Source organism: Pseudarthrobacter sp. 10T415 (assembly GCF_056394175.1).
Map to the genome: position 1 here is coordinate 1 of NZ_JBFTHJ010000030.1, position 18067 is coordinate 18067.

Here is an 18067-nt window from a genome sequence, read left to right on the forward strand (position 1 = left end):
GGTCCCGTTGGTCACCCAACAACTCGAAGGCGCCACCGGCCCCGTCGTCGCCGTCTCCGACTACATGAAAGCCGTCCCCGACCAGATCCGCCAATTCGTCCCCAACGAATACGCCACCCTCGGCGCCGACGGCTTCGGCTTCTCCGACACGCGCGCAGCAGCCCGCCGCTACTTCAAAAACGACACCCACTCCATCGTGGTGCGTGCCCTGGAGATGCTGGCACGCCGCGGCGAAGTGGATGCCGGCGCCCCCGTCAAGGCGATCGAGAAGTACAAGCTGCTCAACGTCAACGCCGGCACCACCGGCAACACCGGAGGCGAGGCCTGACCATTCCCTTAGGGAATTCGACCCGGTTTGCGGACTTCGGCGGTGCTGAAGCGGCATAACTGACCACGAACTCCTTCCGGCAGCAGCAACGACGGCGGCCCCCGCACCTAGCGCGGGGGCCGCCGTCGTCCGTTTACGGGCACTGGCCGCTGTGACGCAGGGCAAAGCGTGTTGTAGCCTTCGCACAAATGGAGCTTGCCGGTTGCTGGCCGTATGCTCGGAGGATGCCAGCACCATCCACGCAGCCTGCGAAGCGTAAACCGCCCCAGCCGAAGGTCACTCCGGAGAAGTCCGAGACCCTGAAGAAACTGCGGGCCAACGTGGGCCAGCTCTCCACCACCACCATGCGGCAACTGGAACAGTCGCTGCCCTGGTACAGCCGGCTAAGCGCCGATGAAAGGTCGGCGCTGGGCATGGTGGCCCAGAACGGCATCGCCGCGTTCGTCACCTGGTATGAGCGTCCCAGCTCCCCCTCCTGGATCCTGACTGACGTTTTCGGCACCGCTCCCACCGAGCTGACGCGATCCATCAGCCTGCAAAAGGCGCTGCAGCTCATCCGCATCGTCGTGGAAGTGGTCGAAGACCAGGTGCCGGTGATAGCGCCCGAGGCGGACCAGCCTTCGCTGCGGGAGGCGGTGCTGCGGTATTCGCGGGAAGTGGCTTTCGCCGCAGCCGATGTCTATGCCCGCGCAGCCGAATCCCGGGGTTCCTGGGACACGCGGCTTGAAGCGCTCATTGTTGATGCCATCCTGCGGGGTGAAAACACGGATGCGCTGCGCTCCCGGATCGCAGCGCTCGGCTGGAAGGCGCAGGAGCGTTTCACCGTGATGGTAGGCAATTCCCCGTCCGAGCCCAGCGCCAGCTACGTCAGTGAACTGCGGCGGATGGCGGGCCGGTATGCCGAAGATGCTCTGGTGGGAATCCAGGGCGACCGGCTGATCCTCATCCTCGGCGGCGTCCAGGACCGCGAAACCGCTTATGTGAAACTCAGCGAAATGTTCGCCCCGGGGCCAGTGGTGTACGGTCCGGAAGCCAGTTCGCTGCTGGAGGCCAGCAGCTCGGCACAGTCAGCCTTCGCGGGCCTGACGGCGGCACGCGCCTGGCCCTCGGCGCCGCGTCCCGTGGCCGCTGACGACCTCCTTCCCGAGCGCGTCATCTCGGGTGACGATGCGGCCCGCCGCTCCCTCGTCAAAAACATCTACCGGCCCCTCCTTGCCGCTTCAAACGGCCTGGTGGAGACGCTGGGCACATACCTTGAACTGGGCCATTCGCTGGAGGCCACAGCACGGGAACTTTTCGTCCACGCCAACACGGTGCGGTACCGGCTGAAGCGGGTTTGCGACGTCACCGGGTGGGATCCGCTCCTGCCGCGCGAAGCATTCGTCCTGCAGGCGGCCCTCGTTGTGGGGCGCCTTTCCGGCCCGCCCAAGTCCGCCACGGAGCGGCAACCGTCCCGGAATCAGACCTAAGGCGTTGTAGACTTCCTACAACCTGACCCCGTGAGGTTGGTGCGGACAAACACCGCTGGACCACACAGTAATTTGGAAAGCTGGTTACGTGCTTGCAATAGTCTGCCCTGGACAGGGCTCACAGACCCCGGGTTTTCTTGCCCCCTGGCTGGAACTGCCCCAGGTGGAAGGCCAGCTGGCCGCCCTCAGCGAGATCGCCGGGATCGACCTGGCGGCCCACGGGACCACCTCGGACGAGGAAACCATCAAGGACACTGCCGTTGCGCAGCCCCTGATCGTCGCCGCCGGACTCATCGCAGCTTCCTCGCTTTTCGACGTTGAACTCAGTTCCCTGCCGGTGGTCCTCGCAGGCCACTCCGTCGGCGAAATCACCGCCTCGGCCCTGGCCGGCGTCCTCACCCAGGACGAAGCCATGACGTTCGTCCGCGAACGCGCGAACAGCATGGCGGCCGCCGCAGCCGTTACTCCCACCGGCATGAGCGCAGTTGTTGGTGGCGATCCCGCGGAAGTCCTGGCAGCCATTGAGGCTGCCGGCGCCACGCCCGCCAACGTCAACGGGGCCGGCCAGACCGTAGCCGCCGGCACCTTCGAACAGCTCAAGGCCCTGGCGGATAACCCGCCGGCCAAGGCGCGGGTCATCCCGCTCAAGGTTGCCGGGGCCTTCCACACGAGGCACATGTCCCCCGCCGTCAGCGCCCTGCAGGCCATTGCGCCGCAGCTGAAGCCGCAGGCGCCGACCGTGCCGCTGCTGTCCAACTACGACGGCGGCGAAGTCACCGACGGTACTGCCGCCGTCGAAAGCCTGATCGCCCAGGTGTCACGGCCGGTGCGCTGGGACCTCTGCATGGAATCCCTGGTCAAGCGAGGCGTCACCGGAGTCATCGAACTGGCCCCGGCAGGCACCCTGGCCGGGCTGGCCAAGCGCGGCATGCCCGGCGTCAAGACCGTCGCGGTCAAGACTCCCGATGACCTCTCCGCCGCGCTGGCACTCTTCGCTGAACTGGAGGGCGGCGCATGAGCGTTCCCACACTGAAGCAGGCTCCCCTGCAGGAGCACACCCGCATCCTGGGTCTGGGCGCCTACCGCCCCGATGTCATTGTCACCAACGACGACGTCTGCCAGTGGATCGACTCGTCGGATGAGTGGATCCGCCAGCGCACGGGCATCGTGACCCGGCACCGCGCCGCAGCCGGCGTCAGCGTCATCGACATGGCCGAGGGTGCTGCCCGCGAAGCCCTGGCGAAGGCAGGCGTCGAAGCCACGGACCTCGGCGCCGTCATCGTGTCCACCGTGACGCACCCCTATGCGACCCCGTCTGCGGCCGCGAGCCTGGCTGACCGGCTCGGGGCAACGCCTGCACCCGCCTTCGACATCTCCGCAGCCTGCGCCGGGTACTGCTACGGCATCGCCCAGGCCGACGCGCTCGTCCGCTCCGGGGCCGCGAAGTACGTCCTGGTGGTCGGCGCCGAGAAGCTCTCCGATGTTATCGACAACCGCGAACGCACCATTTCTTTCCTCCTCGGCGACGGCGCCGGCGCTGTGGTGATCGGGCCGTCCGACACGCCCGGCATCGCCCCCTCCGTCTGGGGCTCGGATGGCAGCAAGTGGGATGCCATTGGCATGACCCGTTCCTTGCTTGATGTCCGGGACCTGGGCATGGCCGCCCGCCAGTCCGATTCCACCGGTGACCTTGCCCTGCTGGAAGAAGCCCAGGAGCTCTACCCCACCCTCCGGCAGGACGGCCAGACCGTATTCCGGTGGGCTGTGTGGGAAATGGCCAAAGTCGCCCAGCAGGCGCTGGACGCTGCCGGCGTGGAGGCCGAAGACCTGGTGGCTTTCATCCCCCACCAGGCGAACATGCGCATCATCGATGAGATGGTCAAGAAGCTGAAGCTGCCCGAGACGGTTACAGTTGCACGGGACATTGCCGACGCCGGCAACACGTCCGCGGCTTCCATTCCGCTGGCAACCCACCGCCTGCTGCAGGAAAACCCGGAGCTTAGCGGCGGGCTCGCCCTGCAGATCGGCTTCGGCGCGGGCCTGGTTTTCGGCGCACAGGTAATTGTCCTTCCCTAGCATCGTCCCATCAAAGGGGCCGCACCCGCGGCCTGATCCATTTCCGGCAGCCCCTGCCGGCAATACAAGAAAAGGAGCCATCAATGGCTAGCAACGAAGAGATCCTGGCCGGCCTGGCTGAAATCGTCAACGAGGAAACCGGCCTGGCCCCCGAGGCCGTGGAGCTGGACAAGTCCTTCACCGAGGACCTGGACATCGACTCCATCTCGATGATGACCATCGTGGTTAACGCCGAAGAGAAGTTCGGCGTCCGTATTCCGGACGAAGAGGTCAAGAACCTCAAGACCGTTGGCGACGCCGTCAGCTTCATCGCCGGCGCACAGGCCTAGTTACAGCTTCCGCCGCTCCTGCGGCATGGCCAGGGCTGCCGGTCCGGATGACCGGGCCGGCAGCCCGCCGTATTTCCAGCCACTTTTTGCTTTACCTGGCGCCGGCCTCCACACCGGCCGCGCCGGCCATCAAGATGCGGGACCCTCCGGCAGACGGAGACGGTTTCCCACCGACGAAAGAGTGATCCCATGACACGCAAAGTAGTCATCACCGGACTGGGTGCCACCACACCCATCGGCGGCGATGTACCCACAATGTGGAAGAACGCGCTCAAGGGGGTCTCCGGTGCCCGCACCCTGGAGGACGACTGGGTGGCCAAGTATGAACTTCCCGTGCACTTCGCGGCACGCTGCAGCACCCCCGCCCTCGACGTCCTTTCGCGCGTCGAGGCAAAGCGCATGGACCCCTCCACCCAGTTCGGCGTGATCGCGGCCCGCGAGGCGTGGGCCGACTCAGGCATCACCGAGATCGACCAGGACCGGCTGGCCGTGGCATTCGCCACCGGCATCGGCGGCGTCTGGACCCTGCTGGACGCCTGGGACACGCTGAAGGAAAAGGGCCCCCGCCGGGTCCTGCCAATGACCGTTCCCATGCTCATGCCCAACGGAGTTGCCGCGGCCGTCAGCCTCGACCTTGGTGCACGGGCCGGCGCCCACACCCCCGTCTCCGCCTGCGCCTCCGGCACCGAGGCCATGCACCTGGGCCTGGAACTGATCCGCTCCGGCAAGGCTGACGTAGTCATGTGTGGCGGCGCCGAGGCAGCCATCCACCCCATGCCCCTGGCCGCTTTCGCGTCCATGCAGGCCCTGTCCCGCAGGAACGACGACCCGCAGCGGGCGTCCCGTCCCTACGACATCGACCGCGACGGCTTCGTTATGGGCGAAGGCGCTGGTGCCCTGGTCCTTGAAGCAGAGGAACATGCCCTCGCCCGCGGTGCCCGCATTTACGGTGAACTGGCCGGCACATCCGTTACGGCTGACGCATACCACATCACTGCTCCGGACCCTCAGGGCCTGGGTGCCACCCGCGCACTGAAGGCTGCCATGTTCGACGGCCGGATCCAAGCCGAGGACGTTGTGCACGTCAATGCACACGCCACATCCACGCCCGTTGGCGACAAGCCCGAATACACCGCCCTGCGCGCCGCCCTCGGTTCCCAGCTTGAGAGTGTGGCCGTCTCCGCAACCAAGTCGCAGATGGGGCACCTGCTCGGCGCCTCAGGCGCCGTGGAGGCTGTGCTGACGGTCCTGGCCGTCTACGAGCGCAAGGCCCCGGTAACGATCAACCTGGAAAACCAGGACCCCGAGATCCCGCTCGACGTCGTGACGTCCGCACGGGACCTTCCCGCCGGCAACATCGTGGCACTCAGCAACTCGTTCGGCTTCGGTGGCCACAACGCCGTCGTTGCCGTCCGCAGCGTCTAGGACTTTCGGCCGCCGGCTTTCCGGGCCGGCACTGGCGCACAAAGGAGGAGGCCCCGCCATCAGGCGGGGCCTCCTCCTTTTGCTATGGAGCCTTGCGGTACTGCAAGGGGGAACGACGGCGGTCAGCCCACCTGGTGGAGCCAGCGCACAGGTGCGCCCTCGGCCGCGTGCCGGAACGGTTCAAGTTCCTCGTCCCACGCCTCGCCCAACGCGAGCGACAGCTCATGATAGACAGCGGACGGATCGCCGGCGCCCGATTCATAGGCATAACGGATCCGGTCCTCGGAGACCATAATGTTTCCGTGCACGTCCGTGACGGCGTGGAATATGCCCAGTTCGGGAGTGTGGGACCAGCGGCCGCCGTCGACGCCCTGGCTGGGTTCCTCAGTGACTTCGTAGCGCAGGTGGGCCCACCCGCGAAGGGACGACGCCAGTTTGGACCCGGTGCCGGGAGTTCCGGCCCAGGACAGCTCGGCCCGGAACATTCCGGGCGCGGCGGGCTGAGGGGTCCACTCAAGATCCGTGCGCTTGTCCACAACGGATCCAATGGCCCACTCGACATGAGGGCACAGGGCCGTAGGGGCCGAGTGAACGAACAGCACACCGCGGGTCATTGCAACAGACATTCCATCCTCCATAGCTCTAGGTACGTCTTCCCCAACGACCTGCGCCTGGACGGAACTTCTGCGCCTTGTGCTGCGGCGGCTGTGTCCTGCCTGGTTATTCAGCTGTATCAGATTAAACAGTGTCCGGACTCGATGTGCCGCATGAAGCCTGAGAGCTTCAAGAGGCACTTGAAAGTTGCCGGACGTGACTCTTATTGTGCCGTACCCCGCCTGGTTACGCCAGTGCGATGCGCCTCACGTCGGCTCAGGCCCTCGGGTGGGCCTGTTGGTAGCTTTTCCGCAGCCGGTCCACGGACACGTGGGTGTAGATCTGGGTGGTTGCAAGGCTGCTGTGGCCCAGGATTTCCTGGACGGCACGCAGGTCCGCGCCGCCGTCCAGAAGGTGGGTGGCCGCCGAGTGCCGCAGTGCGTGCGGACCCGAGGCCGAGGTGTCCCCCATGGCTTCAAAGAGGCCGTGGACAACGGAGCGGACCTGGCGCTGGTCCACCCGGCCGCCCCGGAGCCCGAGGAACAACGCCGGCCCGCTGGTGTCCTTTGCCATCAGCGGCCGACCCCGGCGCAGCCAGTCGTCGACAGCCAAGGCAGCCGGTACACCATAGGGAACGGTGCGCTCCTTGTTGCCCTTGCCGATCACCCGAAGTGTCCTGCGGTCCGGGTCCAGGTCGTCCACGTCCAGGCCGGCCAACTCACCCACACGGACGCCTGTGGCGTAGAGCAGTTCGACGATGGCCCGGTTCCGCACTGCCATCGGATCACCATCGGCAGCGCGTGCCTCAAGATCCTTCAACAGCCGCTCGAGCTGCGACGCCTGCAGGACCCCCGGGAGCGACCGCTCACGCTTGGGTGCTTTGAGCCGGAGGGCAGGATCGGCGTCGAGGTGCTCTTCCCGCAGGGCCCAGGCGGTGAAGGCCCGGATTGTGGCGGAGCGCCGCGCCAGTGTGGCCCGGGCCGCCCCGGACTGGCTCTGGGCGCCCAGCCACCGGCGGAGGGTTCCCAGTTCGAGGTCCTGGAGCTCCGTGGCCCCCTCGGAAGCAGCGAAAGCCAGGAGGCTTTCAAGGTCGCCAAGGTATGCGCGCCGGGTGTGGGGGGATACTGCCCGTTCGCCGGAAAGGTACGCGGCAAACCCTTCCATGGCCTGCAGGAGTGTCGGGGGCAGCCCGGGGGGCCGTTCAGCATGTTCCACCCTCCTACTTTCTCAGGTGCCGGCCCCGCATTGCGGCCGGACACGGCCCACCGGCGATCCGGGGCCATCGGTGAGGTGATGCTGACGCGTTGTCGGCCGGCGCCGGGTTGTTTTCAGTCAGTCGGTGGCTTTGCCCCGCTTCCAGCCGCCCCGTTCCGAGACTGCCAGCCCCAGGAGCCCCAGGCGGCCCAGCCCGGCCCGGACAGAGTCCTGGCCCAGGCCGGCGACTGCCGCCAGCTTCTCCACCGATGTGGTGGAGCGAAGGGGCAGTGCGTCCAGGAGGATCAGGTCCTCAAGCGTCAGCCCGTCCTGGACCTGCGCAGCAACCTGCCGCTGGTCCGGGAGGGCAGTCCCGCTGGGTGCGGCAAGCTCGGCGACCTCGGCGGCGTCGGTCACGCAGACCGCTCCCCCATCGCGGAGGAGCCTGTGGCAGCCGGCCGAGTTGGCGCTGTGCACCGAACCGGGAACCGCGCCGACGGCGCGGCCCAGGGTTTCCGCGTGGTGCGCGGTGTTGAGCGCCCCGGACCGCCACCTTGCCTCAACCACCACGGTGACGGCTGACAGCGCCGCAATCAGGCGGTTCCGCTGCAGGAACCTGTACCGGGTTGGCGCCGAACCCGGAGGCACTTCGGCGAGCACAGCTCCCCGGTTGCAGACAGCCCGGAGGAGGTCCTCGTTTCCTGAAGGGTAGAAGCGGTCCACCCCACCGGCCATGACGGCGATGGTTGGAACGGCTCCCGAGCCGCCGGCAAGTGCGGCCCGGTGGGCGTGTGCATCGATGCCATATGCCCCGCCGGAGACCACTGTCATCCCCCGCTGCGCCAGGGAGTACGCAAGGTCACCGGTAACCGAGGCACCGTAGCTTGTACTGTCACGGGAGCCCACCAAGGCGATACTGGTTTCCAGGGCGGGAAGGGGCTGTTCGTGGCCCCGCCACCAGAGGCAGATGGGCTCCTGGATGCCGAGATCGGCAAGCTGTGCAGGCCAGAGCTCGTCCGAAGGGACGATCAGGCGGCCGCCGAGCCGGGCCATAGTAGCCAGGTCCCGCTCGGGTGCGAGATCCGGGATCCGGGGTTGCCACCGTTTCAGGGCCGCGGCCAAACCTGACCAGCTTGCGGACGGGCCGTTGTCCGTCAGCATGACTGAAATTTCCTGTTCGAGCCCCGGCCCCGCGGCCACCTGGCCCGTGGCAATCCGAAGCCCATCCACTGCTCCTGCCACCTGGACCAAGGCAAGGCCTGCGGCATCCTGCGGTTCCATCAGACGCGAGAGCGCAGCACGGGCGAGGCGTTCCGGGGTCATGGTTGTTTCAGTGGCGCCGGTCATGCCGCGGCCGCCGTTGCCTGCCGCAGGCCCAGCGCCTGCCCCACGTCGTTTACATCCGGAGCATCCCGCAGGCCAAGGTCGGCCAGCGTCCAAGCCAACCGAAGGACGCGGTCGTATCCCCGTGCCGTCAGTATTCCGCGTTCCAGCGAGTGATCCAGAATCCGGGTAACACCGGGAGGCAACCGCAGTTCGCCGCGGAGGACCCGGCCGGACACCTGGGAGTTCGTCTCCAGCCCGAGGGGACCAAGCCGCTGTACCTGGCGTTGGCGTGCATCCCTGACCCGACGGGCCACTGATGCGGTGTCTTCCTCGGCGCCGGCCTGCCCGAAGTCAGCCAGCGAAACCCGCTCAACCTGCAGCTGGATGTCTACCCGGTCCAGCAGGGGCCCGGACATCCTGGCAAGGTACCGGCGCCGCATCATGGGCGTGCAGGTGCAGTCCAGTCCTTTGCCTGAAGCCTTGCCGCAGGGGCATGGATTGGCTGCCAGCACCAGCTGGAACCGTGCCGGGTAGGCTGCTGTCCCGGCTGACCGGTGAATCACCAGCTCGCCGCTTTCCAGCGGCTGCCGCAGCGCATCGAGCACCCTGCGTTCATACTCGGGCGCCTCGTCGAGGAACAGCACACCGCGGTGGGCGCGGGATGCAGCCCCGGGCCGCGGCAGTCCGGAGCCGCCGCCAATAATGGCCGCGGCGGTAGCTGTGTGGTGCGGGTTCTCAAAGGGCGGCCGCCGTAGCAGCTGGACCTGTGACGAGGGCAGTCCGCAAAGGGAATGGATGGCCGTCACCTCCATGGATTCGCGGTCCGCAAGGTCCGGCAGGATCCCCGGCAGCCGCTCCGCCAGCATGGTCTTCCCGGCTCCGGGCGGCCCGGTGAGCAGCAGGTGGTGGGCGCCCGCCGCCGCCACCTCCAACGCTTTGCGGGCCTCTCCCTGCCCGGACACATCTGCCATGTCCGGGCAGGGGGCCGCTTCCCCCGACGCTCCTGCATCGTCCTCGACGTCGTCGGGCTCGAAGTCCAGGGCAAGCTCCTGGGGGTCGGCACCGAAATCGAGGGCGAGCCGTGCCAGGGTCCGGTATCCGCTGACGTTGGCTCCGGGCACCAGAGAGGCTTCGGCGAGGTTTGCCTGCGCCACCACAACATCGGGGTACCCGGCCTGCACAGCCGCCATGACCGCGGGGAGTATGCCGCGGACAGGCCGGAGCCTGCCGTCAAGGCCAAGTTCGGCGATGAAGACGGAACGTCCTGTGGGCCGGATGTCATTGGCTGCCCGGAGCACCGCCATGGTCACGGCGAGGTCAAAGCCGGAACCGCGCTTGGGCAATGAAGCAGGGATCAGGTTGGCGGTGATCTTGCGGCGGCTGAGGGGTATCCCTGAGTTCTTTGCCGCGGAGCGTATGCGCTCCCTGGCTTCGTTCAGCGCCGCATCCGGAAGTCCCAGAATCACGAACGCCGGAAGGCTTTGGCCAATATCGGCTTCGACCTCAACCATGTAGCCGTTCAGGCCCACGAGCGCCACCGAATAGGTGCGTCCGAGCGCCATTCAGCCCACCCCCTTGAGGTGCTCCACCACGGGATTGCCGCCGCCGTCGTCAACCACAGCGATGACGTCCACGCGGCGCAGCGGCATCCTCAGCTCACGGTCCCTGCACCAGGCCGCGCCGAGCCGGTGCAGCCGGGCAAGCTTGTCCGGTCCCACCGCCTCGAACGGGTGGCCGTAGTCAAGGGACCGGCGCGTCTTCACCTCAGCGATGACCAGCGCGTCCCCGTCCAGCGCGACCACGTCAATTTCGCCTTCGCTGCAGCGCCAGTTGCGTTCCACTATCAGCATGCCGAGGGTCTCGAGATAGCCGACGGCGAGGTCTTCGCCATGCCGGCCGAGCAAATCTTTGGCTTTCATTTCTACCTCCGCAACCAGCCTGCGGGCGTGAGGTTGCGGAGGACAGGGAGCTCATCCCCTATGTGCATGACGGCGGCGGTGTGGAGGGATAGTCCACGTGGAGGGCCATGCGCCGCGGACCCCGCGGCGCTATTGGAGCCGGCGTACCCTAGTTGCCCAGGTCTACGTCTTTCGGCAGTGCCAGTTCCTCGTTCCGCGGAAGTTCTTCCACGTTAACGTCCTTGAAGGTGAGGACGCGGACGCTCTTGACGAAGCGTGCAGACCGGTACACATCCCAGACCCATGCATCAGAGAGGGTCAGGTCGAAGTAGACCTCGCCATCGGCGCTGCGGGCCTGCAGGTCCACGTGGTTGGCCAGGTAGAAGCGCCGTTCGGTCTCGACTACGTAGCTGAACAGTCCGACAACGTCGCGGTATTCACGGTAGAGCTGCAGCTCCATGTCGGTTTCATAGTTTTCAAGGTCCTCGGCACTCATGCTTCCATCTTGCACCATGTCCGACAGTGCCGGAGCCGCAACGGCCCCGGAGCAGGCGCAGAGGAGGCCAGGAAAGGGGTCAGTCCCCGCCCGGCATCTCGCCGGCGCCCTGGAGTTCCCCGCCCAGGAGGCGCCAGCTCACCCGGTGGTAGGGAGTGGGTCCGGCGGCACGAAGCACGTCGCGGTGCAGCACCGTGGCGTAGCCCTTGTTGATTTCCCAGCCAAAGTCGGGATACTCGGCGTGAAGTTCACGCATGGTCCGGTCCCGCTCAACCTTGGCGATGACGCTGGCCGCGGCCACGCTCAGGCACTGCATGTCCGCTTTGATCTTGGTGTGCACCGGAGCGTCGCATGCTGCCTCCGGCACCTCCTGGTCGAAGAGCGACAGCTGCTCTGCCGGGGAAAGCCAGTTGTGGCTTCCGTCCAGCAGCACCATGTCCGGAATGACCCCGGCGGACAGGATGTCCTGCCAGGCCCGCGTTCCGGCCAGCCGCAAGGCCGCAATGATTCCCAGGGCGTCAATCTCGTGAGCCGAGGCATGCCCCACCGCGGAGGCCACGCTCCAGCGGCGTACCAAAGGCTCCAGCCGCTCGCGCTCGGGGGCGCTGAGGAGCTTGCTGTCGCGTACCCCTGCCAGGGGCTTCTGGCGTTCAAGGTCGACGACGGCGATCCCCACGCTCACGGGACCGGCCAGTGCGCCGCGGCCCACCTCGTCTACCCCGGCAAGAAGCCGCACGCCCCGCGCCTTGAAGGTCCGCTCATGGCGCAGCGTGGGTGCTTTGCCGCGGCCCGTGACCTTTGACGATCCGGACCTTGGCTTGGCGGGCGCTTTGGCCGTCCCGGCGGCTACTACCTGGGTCATGGTCAGGGCGCCGCGGGGACGTCGCGGAACACTTCAGGGTAGTTCCCCAGGGTGGTGATGCGGTTGAGCGGCCAGGCGATCACCGCTGCTTTGCCTTCAAGGTCGCTGAGGTCGATGAAGCCGCCATCGGACTCCATGTGGGAGCGGGAGTCGGCGGAGTGGTTCCGGTTATCGCCCATCACCCATACCTTGCCTTCCGGGACCGTGACGTCGAAGTTGCGGACCTGCGGGACTTCTGCCGGGTTGATGTAGGCCTCATCCACCGCGGTGCCGTTAATGGTCAGCTTACCGCCGGCGTCGCAGCAGACCACGTGGTCGCCCGGCAGCCCGATGACCCGTTTGACGAGGTGCTGGTCGGTGTTGTCGGGGAGCAGGCCGACAAAGGTCAGGCCGTCCTGGACCCAGGTGAACGGCCCCTTCGCCTCGGGTGCCGCCGGCGGGAGCCAGCCCTTGGTATCGCGGAAGACGACGACGTCTCCGCGGCTGAGGGCGAAGGGTTCCGGCACCAGGAGGTTAACGAAAATCCGGTCGTCAATGTCCAGGGTGTTCACCATGGACTCGGAGGGGATGAAGAACGCGCGGAACAGGAAGGTCTTGATGAGGAAGGACAGCACGACGGCGATCACCACCACTGTGGCTACTTCCTTGAGCCAGGCAAACAGCGGGCTGCCCGAGTCCTTGCCTGACGGCTTGCCCGCGGCCTTGGCAGCCGAGCGGCTGGGAGCCTGGGCGGGCTCTGCGTTGCCGTGCGCGGCTTCGGTCCCGGCGTCAGGCGCGGGATCCGGAGCCGCGGCTGGTTCGGGTGACTGCCCGGCGGGCTCGTCCGCGGCTCCATCGCGCCGCGGTTCGGGTGTCCGCGCGTGGTTCTCGGGCATCTACTGTCCGTTCTCTGGGGTTGGTGCAGCCGCAGCCGGCCTTGGTACTGGAGCAAATCTATCAAGCGGCCAGACGATCTGGACGGGCCGGCCGATGACACGGTCCAGCGGAACCATGCCGCCACCGGGGGCCCCCAGCAGGCTTCGCGAGTCGGCGGACACGGACCGGTGGTCGCCCATGAGCCAGAGCCGGCCTGCCGGGACCACTGAATTGAATTTCTGGGTGCTGGGCACGTCTCCCGGGAAGACGTAGGGTTCGTCCACGGGGTGGCCGTTGACGGTGACTTTGCCGGCCGCATCGCAGCACACCACGGAATCCCCGGGCAGTCCGATGACCCGCTTGACGTACGTGGTGTCGCTCCCTGTCAGCCCCAGCCACCGGGTGGCCGCGGCCGCGGCGTCCGCCAACGGCCCCTTGCCGCTGTTGAGCGGGGCAAACGTGCCGCGTCCGTCGAAGACCACCACGTCCCCGCGCCGGATGGGTTCGGCCGTGAAGTCGGTCCGGGACACCAGGATCCGGTCCCCGCCTTCCAGCAGGGGCTCCATCGATTCCGAAGGGATGAAGTAGATGTCCAGCCACAGCGAGCGGACCAGGCCGCTGATGACGACCGCGAGGAAAAGTGCAAGGAACGCAAAACGCCAGCCCGGTTTCCTGGGCTGGCGTTTTGTCTGGTCCATAAGTCCGTATCCTGGGCGCTGGTGCTGATGGCTCCGGCGCTGGCCGGATACGGCTGCGGCCCAGCCTTCGTAGGTCCGGAAGGACTTACTTGGCAGAGGAGAAGTCGCGCTTTTCCTTGATCTTTGCAGCCTTACCGCGCAGTGCACGCATGTAGTAAAGCTTGGCGCGGCGGACGTCGCCCTTGGTGACAACTTCAATCTTGTCGATGATCGGGGAGTGTACCGGGAAGGTACGCTCCACGCCGACGCCGAAGGACACCTTGCGGACCGTGAAGGTCTCGCGGACGCCGTCACCCTGGCGGCCCAGGACGAAGCCCTGGAAGACCTGGACGCGGGAGTTCTTGCCTTCGATGATGTTTACGTGCACCTTGAGGGTGTCGCCTGCGCGGAACGCGGGGACGTCAGTGCGCAGCGAAGCTGCATCGACGGAATCGAGAATATGCATAATTGCACTCCTGGTGAACGCCACAGGTCATTCACTTTAGGTCACGGCCGGGAAAGCCCTGCGCCGATGGCGCATTGGGAGTATCCCGCCCGAAGGTAAGTGGTCCGGCCGCCTCACTGGTTGACGAGGCCGGTTGTCAGGCTGTTGGTTGCGCTCCCCCTGTGGCAGGTGCGGACCCAGCAGACACAAGGATTAATTTTGCCACAGCGGCGCCCGTACAGCCAATCCTGCGCGGCTTCAGCCGGCGGGTTCCGTCTTGCCCGGCCGTCGGACCGGCCTGCCGTCGATGATGTCGTAGCCGAGTTCCTGCAGGGCCGAGCGGTCGGCCCTCGGAAGCTTCCCGGCGTCGAATGCCTCCAGCAGGTCCGGACGCCGCTCGGACGTCCGGCGGAACTGTTCATGCCGCCGCCACTGGGCGATCTTGCCGTGGTTTCCGCTCAGCAGGATCGCTGGCACCTCACGGTCGCGCCAGACGGCGGGCTTGGTGTACACCGGGTACTCCAGGAGGCCGTCCGAATGGGATTCCTCCACCAGGGATTCGGGATTTCCCACGACGCCGGGCAGCAGCCGCCCAACGGCCTCCACCATGGCGAGCACTGCAACTTCTCCCCCGTTGAGGACGTAGTCGCCCAGGCTTACGGGCCGCACGTCGAAGTGGTCGCCGGCCCATTCGATCACGCGTTCATCGATGCCTTCGTAGCGTCCGCAGGCGAAGGCCAGGTGCTCCTCGCCGGCCAGCTCGTGGGCCAGGGCCTGCGTGAAGCGCTCCCCTGCGGGTGACGGAACGATGAGGACGGGCTTGCCCTGGTGTCCGGGCCGGGCTTCGGCGACAGCGGTAAGCGCCTGGGACCACGGCTCCGGCTTCATGACCATGCCCGCGCCGCCCCCGTAGGGAGTGTCGTCCACCGTACGGTGCCGGTCCGTGGTGAACGACCTGAGGTCGTGGACACGCAGGTCCAGGATGCCGTCCTGGCGTGCCTTGCCGATCAGGGACAGCTCCAGGGGCGCCAGGTACTCGGGAAAGATGCTGACGACGTCGATGCGCATCTAGTCGGTGCCTTCCGGTTCCGCCGGTGCGGCTTCGCCGGAGTTGACTTCGAAGAGCCCGTCCGGCGGGGTGAGGAGGATGTAGCCGTCGCTGACATTGACTTCGGGGACAATCTGCTCGACGAAGGGAATCAGGATCTCCTCGCCGCCCGGGGTGGTGACCATCAGCAGGTCCTGCGCCGGTGCGGTGTTGAGGGCAGTCACCTTGCCCACCACCGTGCTGCCCACCCTGGCTTCGAGGCCTACCAGCTCATGCTCGTACCAGCCGTCCTCATCGTCCTCGTCCAGTTCCGCTGTTTCGATGAAGAGCTTGGCGCCGCGGAGCGTCTCAGCCTGGTTGCGGTCCTCGATTTCCTCGAAGGCCAGCAGCAGGATGTCCTTGTTCCAGCGGGCGCTGCTGACTGTCAGCGGCCCGGACTGCGCCGGCTCCACCACGAACTCCACGCCGGGGACGAAACGGTCCCCAGGGGCGTCGGTCATTACCTGGACCGTGACTTCCCCGCGGATGCCGTGGGGCTTGCCGATGCGGGCCACCTGGAGCTGCATATGTTCCTCTGTTCGGGTTGGTGCATATTGTGTTGGTTCGTGAAAAAACTCCGGCCCCTCCACCAGATGGTGGAGGGGCCGGAGAGCAAAACTGGTGTTGCCGGACGCTCAGCGGCGGCGGTCGGTGTCGACAACGTCGACCCGGACCGGCTCGCCGCCGGCCAGCGCTGCCACGACGGTGCGCAGTGCACGCGCCGTGCGGCCCTGGCGGCCGATCACCCGTCCCAGGTCATCCTGGTGAACACGAACCTCGAGGGTATCCCCGCGGCGGTTGTTCTTCGAATTGACCGTGACGTCGTCCGGGGAATCAACGATTCCGCGGACCAGGTGCTCCAGCGCGTCTGCCAGCAACTTACTCAGCCTCGGTGGTCTCTGCTTCGGCTTCGGCTGCCTCAGTCTTGGAGGCCTTCTTGGTAATGGCTTCCGGGATGATGACGGAACCCTTCTCCGGTGCGACGAAGGCTTCCTTCTCGCCCTTGGTCTTCAGGGTGCCTTCCTGGCCCGGGAGGCCCTTGAACTTCTGCCAGTCACCAGTGATCTTGAGGATGGCGGCAACCTGCTCGGACGGCTGGGCGCCGACGGAGAGCCAGTACTGTGCACGCTCGGAAGCGACCTCGATGTACGAGGGCTCTTCGGTGGGGTGGTACTTGCCGATCTCTTCGATGGCACGGCCGTCACGCTTGGCGCGTGAGTCCATGACGACGATGCGGTAGTACGGGGCGCGCATCTTGCCGAAGCGCTTAAGGCGAATCTTTACGGCCACTTTTGTGGTCACTCCTGTTTCAGAAAAGGGGTGAACCCGGCGTTCTGCACCCGTGGGGCGGGCCGTACTTGCGGGTTCTAAGGACAGGATCCAGACGCGGAGAGAGGGGCCACGCAGATCGAGTACCTGTCTATTGTGCCAGATCAGCGGGAGGATTTCGACTTGACACCCAGGGCCCGCGGGGACGGCGCCGTCGCTTCCCCGGATTGTCCTGCAAGGGGAAGGTCAGGCTGACCAGACGTACAGTCCCGACCGCTCCGAATCGCCGATTCCGCCGGCCAGTTCAGCAACCTGCCGGATGTAGGCCTGCGCCTGCCCGGCGTCGAACGGCATGTCATCCTGCGCCGCCCACTGCGCAGCGACGTCCTCGAGGACGTCGCCCTCGCCCTCAGTTTCGTAGGTAAGCAGGTCAGCCAGGGCCCGGACCATGGCCGGGGGGACGGCCAGCAGGGAATCACTGGCTACGTCCACCATCGTCAGCTCGTAGTCGGCGCCGCCCGCGTGGACCGCGGTACCGGCCAGGTCTCCGAGCTGCTCCACTTCGAAGTCGCTGATACCGGGGATCCGGACCGCGTCGGCGGCCGGCGGGGTGCCCCCACTGTCAAGGGTTCCAGCGCGCTTCAACGCGGCATCGTGTGTGGCTACGAAGATTTCGGTAAAACCCATGGGAAGTGACCTCTTCCGTGTACTGTCCGGCGCGCCGGGGACACCCGCCTGGCGTCCCCGGTCTATCGGCTTCAGCCTAGTACGCGTAAGGGGTGCTCAGCGCACCGCAACCCGGATGCTGTTGCGCCACGGATCCTCGAAGCGCAACTCAGCCCCGGTGTGGTGCGAGGAGACCCCGGCGACCTTCAGGCGGTCAGCGAGCGCGCCGACGTCGTCACCGGACGGCACCTCGATGAGGACCTCGCCGAGGCCAAGGGTGTCTTTCCGCGGACCGGCGCCGCGGCTGTTCCAGACGTTCATGGCCATGTGGTGGTGGTAGCGGCCCGCGGAGACGAAGAGGGCCTGCCCGTGCCAGCCGGCGGTCTTTTCGAACCCGAGCGTTCCCACGTAGAAGTCGCGGGCGGACTGGACGTCGCCTACCTGGAGGTGGACGTGGCCCACTCCGGCGGTGGTCTGCCGCTGCCCCTGGAGGGATTCTTCGGAGAGGTGCTGTTCCAGGTAGCGCTGGGGCGGCAGCGCCAGGCTGTCCATGACCACGTCGGTGCCGTTCCAGGACCAGTTGCTTCGCGGGCGGTCCCAGTAGAGCTCGATGCCGTTGCCTTCGGGATCACTGAAGTAGAAGGCCTCGCTGACCAGGTGGTCGGCGCTGCCCGTGAACGAGCGGGGCTCGAACTGGGCTGCGGTGGCCACCGTGGCGGCGAGCGCCGCCTGGTCTTCGAACAGGAGGGCCGTGTGGAACAGGCCGGCTTCTCCCCTGCCGGGGATGGTGAGGCCGGGGGCCGGGGCGAGATGGACCAGGGGCTTGCCGAGGCGGCCGAGGTAGAGGCCGCCGTCCTGCTCAGCGACCACCTCGAGCCCCAGTGCGCGCTGGTAGTAGTCGGTCATGACCTTCATGTTGCCGACCTTGAGCATCACGGTGCCCATGGCGAGGTCGGCAGGAAGAAGATCCTGGCTGGTGGCTTCTGCACTCATTGAACGCTCCCTCTACTGGAGGCCGTCCGGATGAGGCGGCCTGTCATGAGTTAAAATTACTTGAAGCTTCAATTTATT

General features: G+C 66.7%; 22 protein-coding genes. 6 read left to right on the forward strand and 16 right to left on the reverse strand.

The features are described from left to right. The 6 genes from AC1DBN_RS20785 to AC1DBN_RS20810 form a co-directional block, all read left to right on the forward strand. A partial coding sequence (locus tag AC1DBN_RS20785) for a transketolase-like TK C-terminal-containing protein (RefSeq protein WP_477724134.1) occupies positions 1-328 on the forward strand: 328 nt, incomplete at its 5' end. Between the two features lie 224 nt (positions 329-552). Next, positions 553-1797 carry a PucR family transcriptional regulator gene (locus tag AC1DBN_RS20790; RefSeq protein ID WP_314213417.1) on the forward strand — a complete coding sequence of 415 codons (1245 nt, stop codon included), beginning with the start codon at positions 553-555 and terminating at the stop codon, positions 1795-1797. Positions 1798-1885: 88 nt separating this feature from the next. Next, a complete protein-coding gene (locus AC1DBN_RS20795) occupies positions 1886-2815 on the forward strand; it encodes an ACP S-malonyltransferase (RefSeq protein ID WP_477724135.1) in 930 nt (309 codons plus the stop codon). After that, complete coding sequence (locus AC1DBN_RS20800) at positions 2812-3873, forward strand: beta-ketoacyl-ACP synthase III (RefSeq protein ID WP_091720880.1); 1062 nt, start codon at positions 2812-2814, stop codon at positions 3871-3873. The genes AC1DBN_RS20795 and AC1DBN_RS20800 overlap by 4 nt, the downstream gene beginning before the upstream one ends. An 83-nt stretch (positions 3874-3956) precedes the next feature. Next, a complete protein-coding gene (locus tag AC1DBN_RS20805) occupies positions 3957-4202 on the forward strand; it encodes an acyl carrier protein (RefSeq protein WP_009359314.1) in 246 nt (81 codons plus the stop codon). Positions 4203-4391: 189 nt separating this feature from the next. Then, complete coding sequence (locus AC1DBN_RS20810; protein ID WP_091720882.1) at positions 4392-5627, forward strand: beta-ketoacyl-[acyl-carrier-protein] synthase family protein; 1236 nt, start codon at positions 4392-4394, stop codon at positions 5625-5627. Between the two features lie 122 nt (positions 5628-5749). Here AC1DBN_RS20810 and AC1DBN_RS20815 read toward each other — a convergent pair whose 3' ends face one another. From AC1DBN_RS20815 to AC1DBN_RS20890, 16 genes are all read right to left on the reverse strand, one after another. Then, positions 5750-6253, reverse strand: coding sequence for a DUF3145 domain-containing protein (locus AC1DBN_RS20815; protein ID WP_015937393.1), 504 nt, complete (start codon positions 6251-6253; stop codon positions 5750-5752). Positions 6254-6497: 244 nt separating this feature from the next. Then, positions 6498-7385 (reverse strand): tyrosine recombinase XerC, encoded by an 888-nt coding sequence (locus AC1DBN_RS20820; RefSeq protein ID WP_091724000.1) that lies wholly within the window; start codon positions 7383-7385, stop codon positions 6498-6500. A 168-nt stretch (positions 7386-7553) separates the two neighbouring features. After that, on the reverse strand, positions 7554-8762 hold the full coding sequence (gene dprA / locus AC1DBN_RS20825; RefSeq protein WP_477724136.1) for a DNA-processing protein DprA: 1209 nt from the start codon (positions 8760-8762) through the stop codon (positions 7554-7556). Then, positions 8759-10303: a YifB family Mg chelatase-like AAA ATPase gene (locus AC1DBN_RS20830; RefSeq protein WP_314213425.1), complete on the reverse strand. Its 1545-nt coding sequence runs from the start codon at positions 10301-10303 to the stop codon at positions 8759-8761. The genes dprA and AC1DBN_RS20830 overlap by 4 nt, the downstream gene beginning before the upstream one ends. Beyond that, positions 10304-10660, reverse strand: coding sequence for a YraN family protein (locus AC1DBN_RS20835; RefSeq protein ID WP_091720888.1), 357 nt, complete (start codon positions 10658-10660; stop codon positions 10304-10306). A gap of 148 nt (positions 10661-10808) precedes the next feature. Continuing rightward, positions 10809-11135: a DUF2469 domain-containing protein gene (locus AC1DBN_RS20840; RefSeq protein ID WP_015937397.1), complete on the reverse strand. Its 327-nt coding sequence runs from the start codon at positions 11133-11135 to the stop codon at positions 10809-10811. A gap of 79 nt (positions 11136-11214) precedes the next feature. Further along, positions 11215-11997 (reverse strand): ribonuclease HII, encoded by a 783-nt coding sequence (locus AC1DBN_RS20845; RefSeq protein ID WP_314213428.1) that lies wholly within the window; start codon positions 11995-11997, stop codon positions 11215-11217. Between the two features lie 2 nt (positions 11998-11999). Then, positions 12000-12872 carry a signal peptidase I gene (gene lepB / locus AC1DBN_RS20850; protein WP_091720893.1) on the reverse strand — a complete coding sequence of 291 codons (873 nt, stop codon included), beginning with the start codon at positions 12870-12872 and terminating at the stop codon, positions 12000-12002. Next, positions 12873-13550 (reverse strand): signal peptidase I, encoded by a 678-nt coding sequence (lepB, locus tag AC1DBN_RS20855; protein WP_091720895.1) that lies wholly within the window; start codon positions 13548-13550, stop codon positions 12873-12875. It lies immediately after the preceding gene. A gap of 85 nt (positions 13551-13635) precedes the next feature. Beyond that, entirely contained in the window at positions 13636-13995 is a 360-nt protein-coding gene (rplS, locus tag AC1DBN_RS20860) for a 50S ribosomal protein L19 (protein WP_091720898.1), read from the reverse strand. 237 nt (positions 13996-14232) lie between these two features. Next, positions 14233-15042, reverse strand: a complete 810-nt coding sequence (gene trmD, locus AC1DBN_RS20865; protein WP_314213434.1) for a tRNA (guanosine(37)-N1)-methyltransferase TrmD — start codon at positions 15040-15042, stop codon at positions 14233-14235. Next, positions 15043-15588 carry a ribosome maturation factor RimM gene (gene rimM, locus AC1DBN_RS20870; RefSeq protein ID WP_314213436.1) on the reverse strand — a complete coding sequence of 182 codons (546 nt, stop codon included), beginning with the start codon at positions 15586-15588 and terminating at the stop codon, positions 15043-15045. Positions 15589-15696: 108 nt separating this feature from the next. Then, positions 15697-15939 carry an RNA-binding protein gene (locus AC1DBN_RS20875; protein ID WP_015937404.1) on the reverse strand — a complete coding sequence of 81 codons (243 nt, stop codon included), beginning with the start codon at positions 15937-15939 and terminating at the stop codon, positions 15697-15699. Between the two features lies 1 nt (position 15940). Then, positions 15941-16351, reverse strand: a complete 411-nt coding sequence (gene rpsP / locus AC1DBN_RS20880) for a 30S ribosomal protein S16 (RefSeq protein ID WP_091720908.1) — start codon at positions 16349-16351, stop codon at positions 15941-15943. Positions 16352-16576: 225 nt separating this feature from the next. Then, on the reverse strand, positions 16577-17017 hold the full coding sequence (locus AC1DBN_RS20885; protein ID WP_091720911.1) for a hypothetical protein: 441 nt from the start codon (positions 17015-17017) through the stop codon (positions 16577-16579). Between the two features lie 96 nt (positions 17018-17113). Continuing rightward, entirely contained in the window at positions 17114-17989 is an 876-nt protein-coding gene (locus AC1DBN_RS20890; RefSeq protein WP_091720913.1) for a VOC family protein, read from the reverse strand. Between the last annotated feature and the right edge of the window lie 78 nt (positions 17990-18067).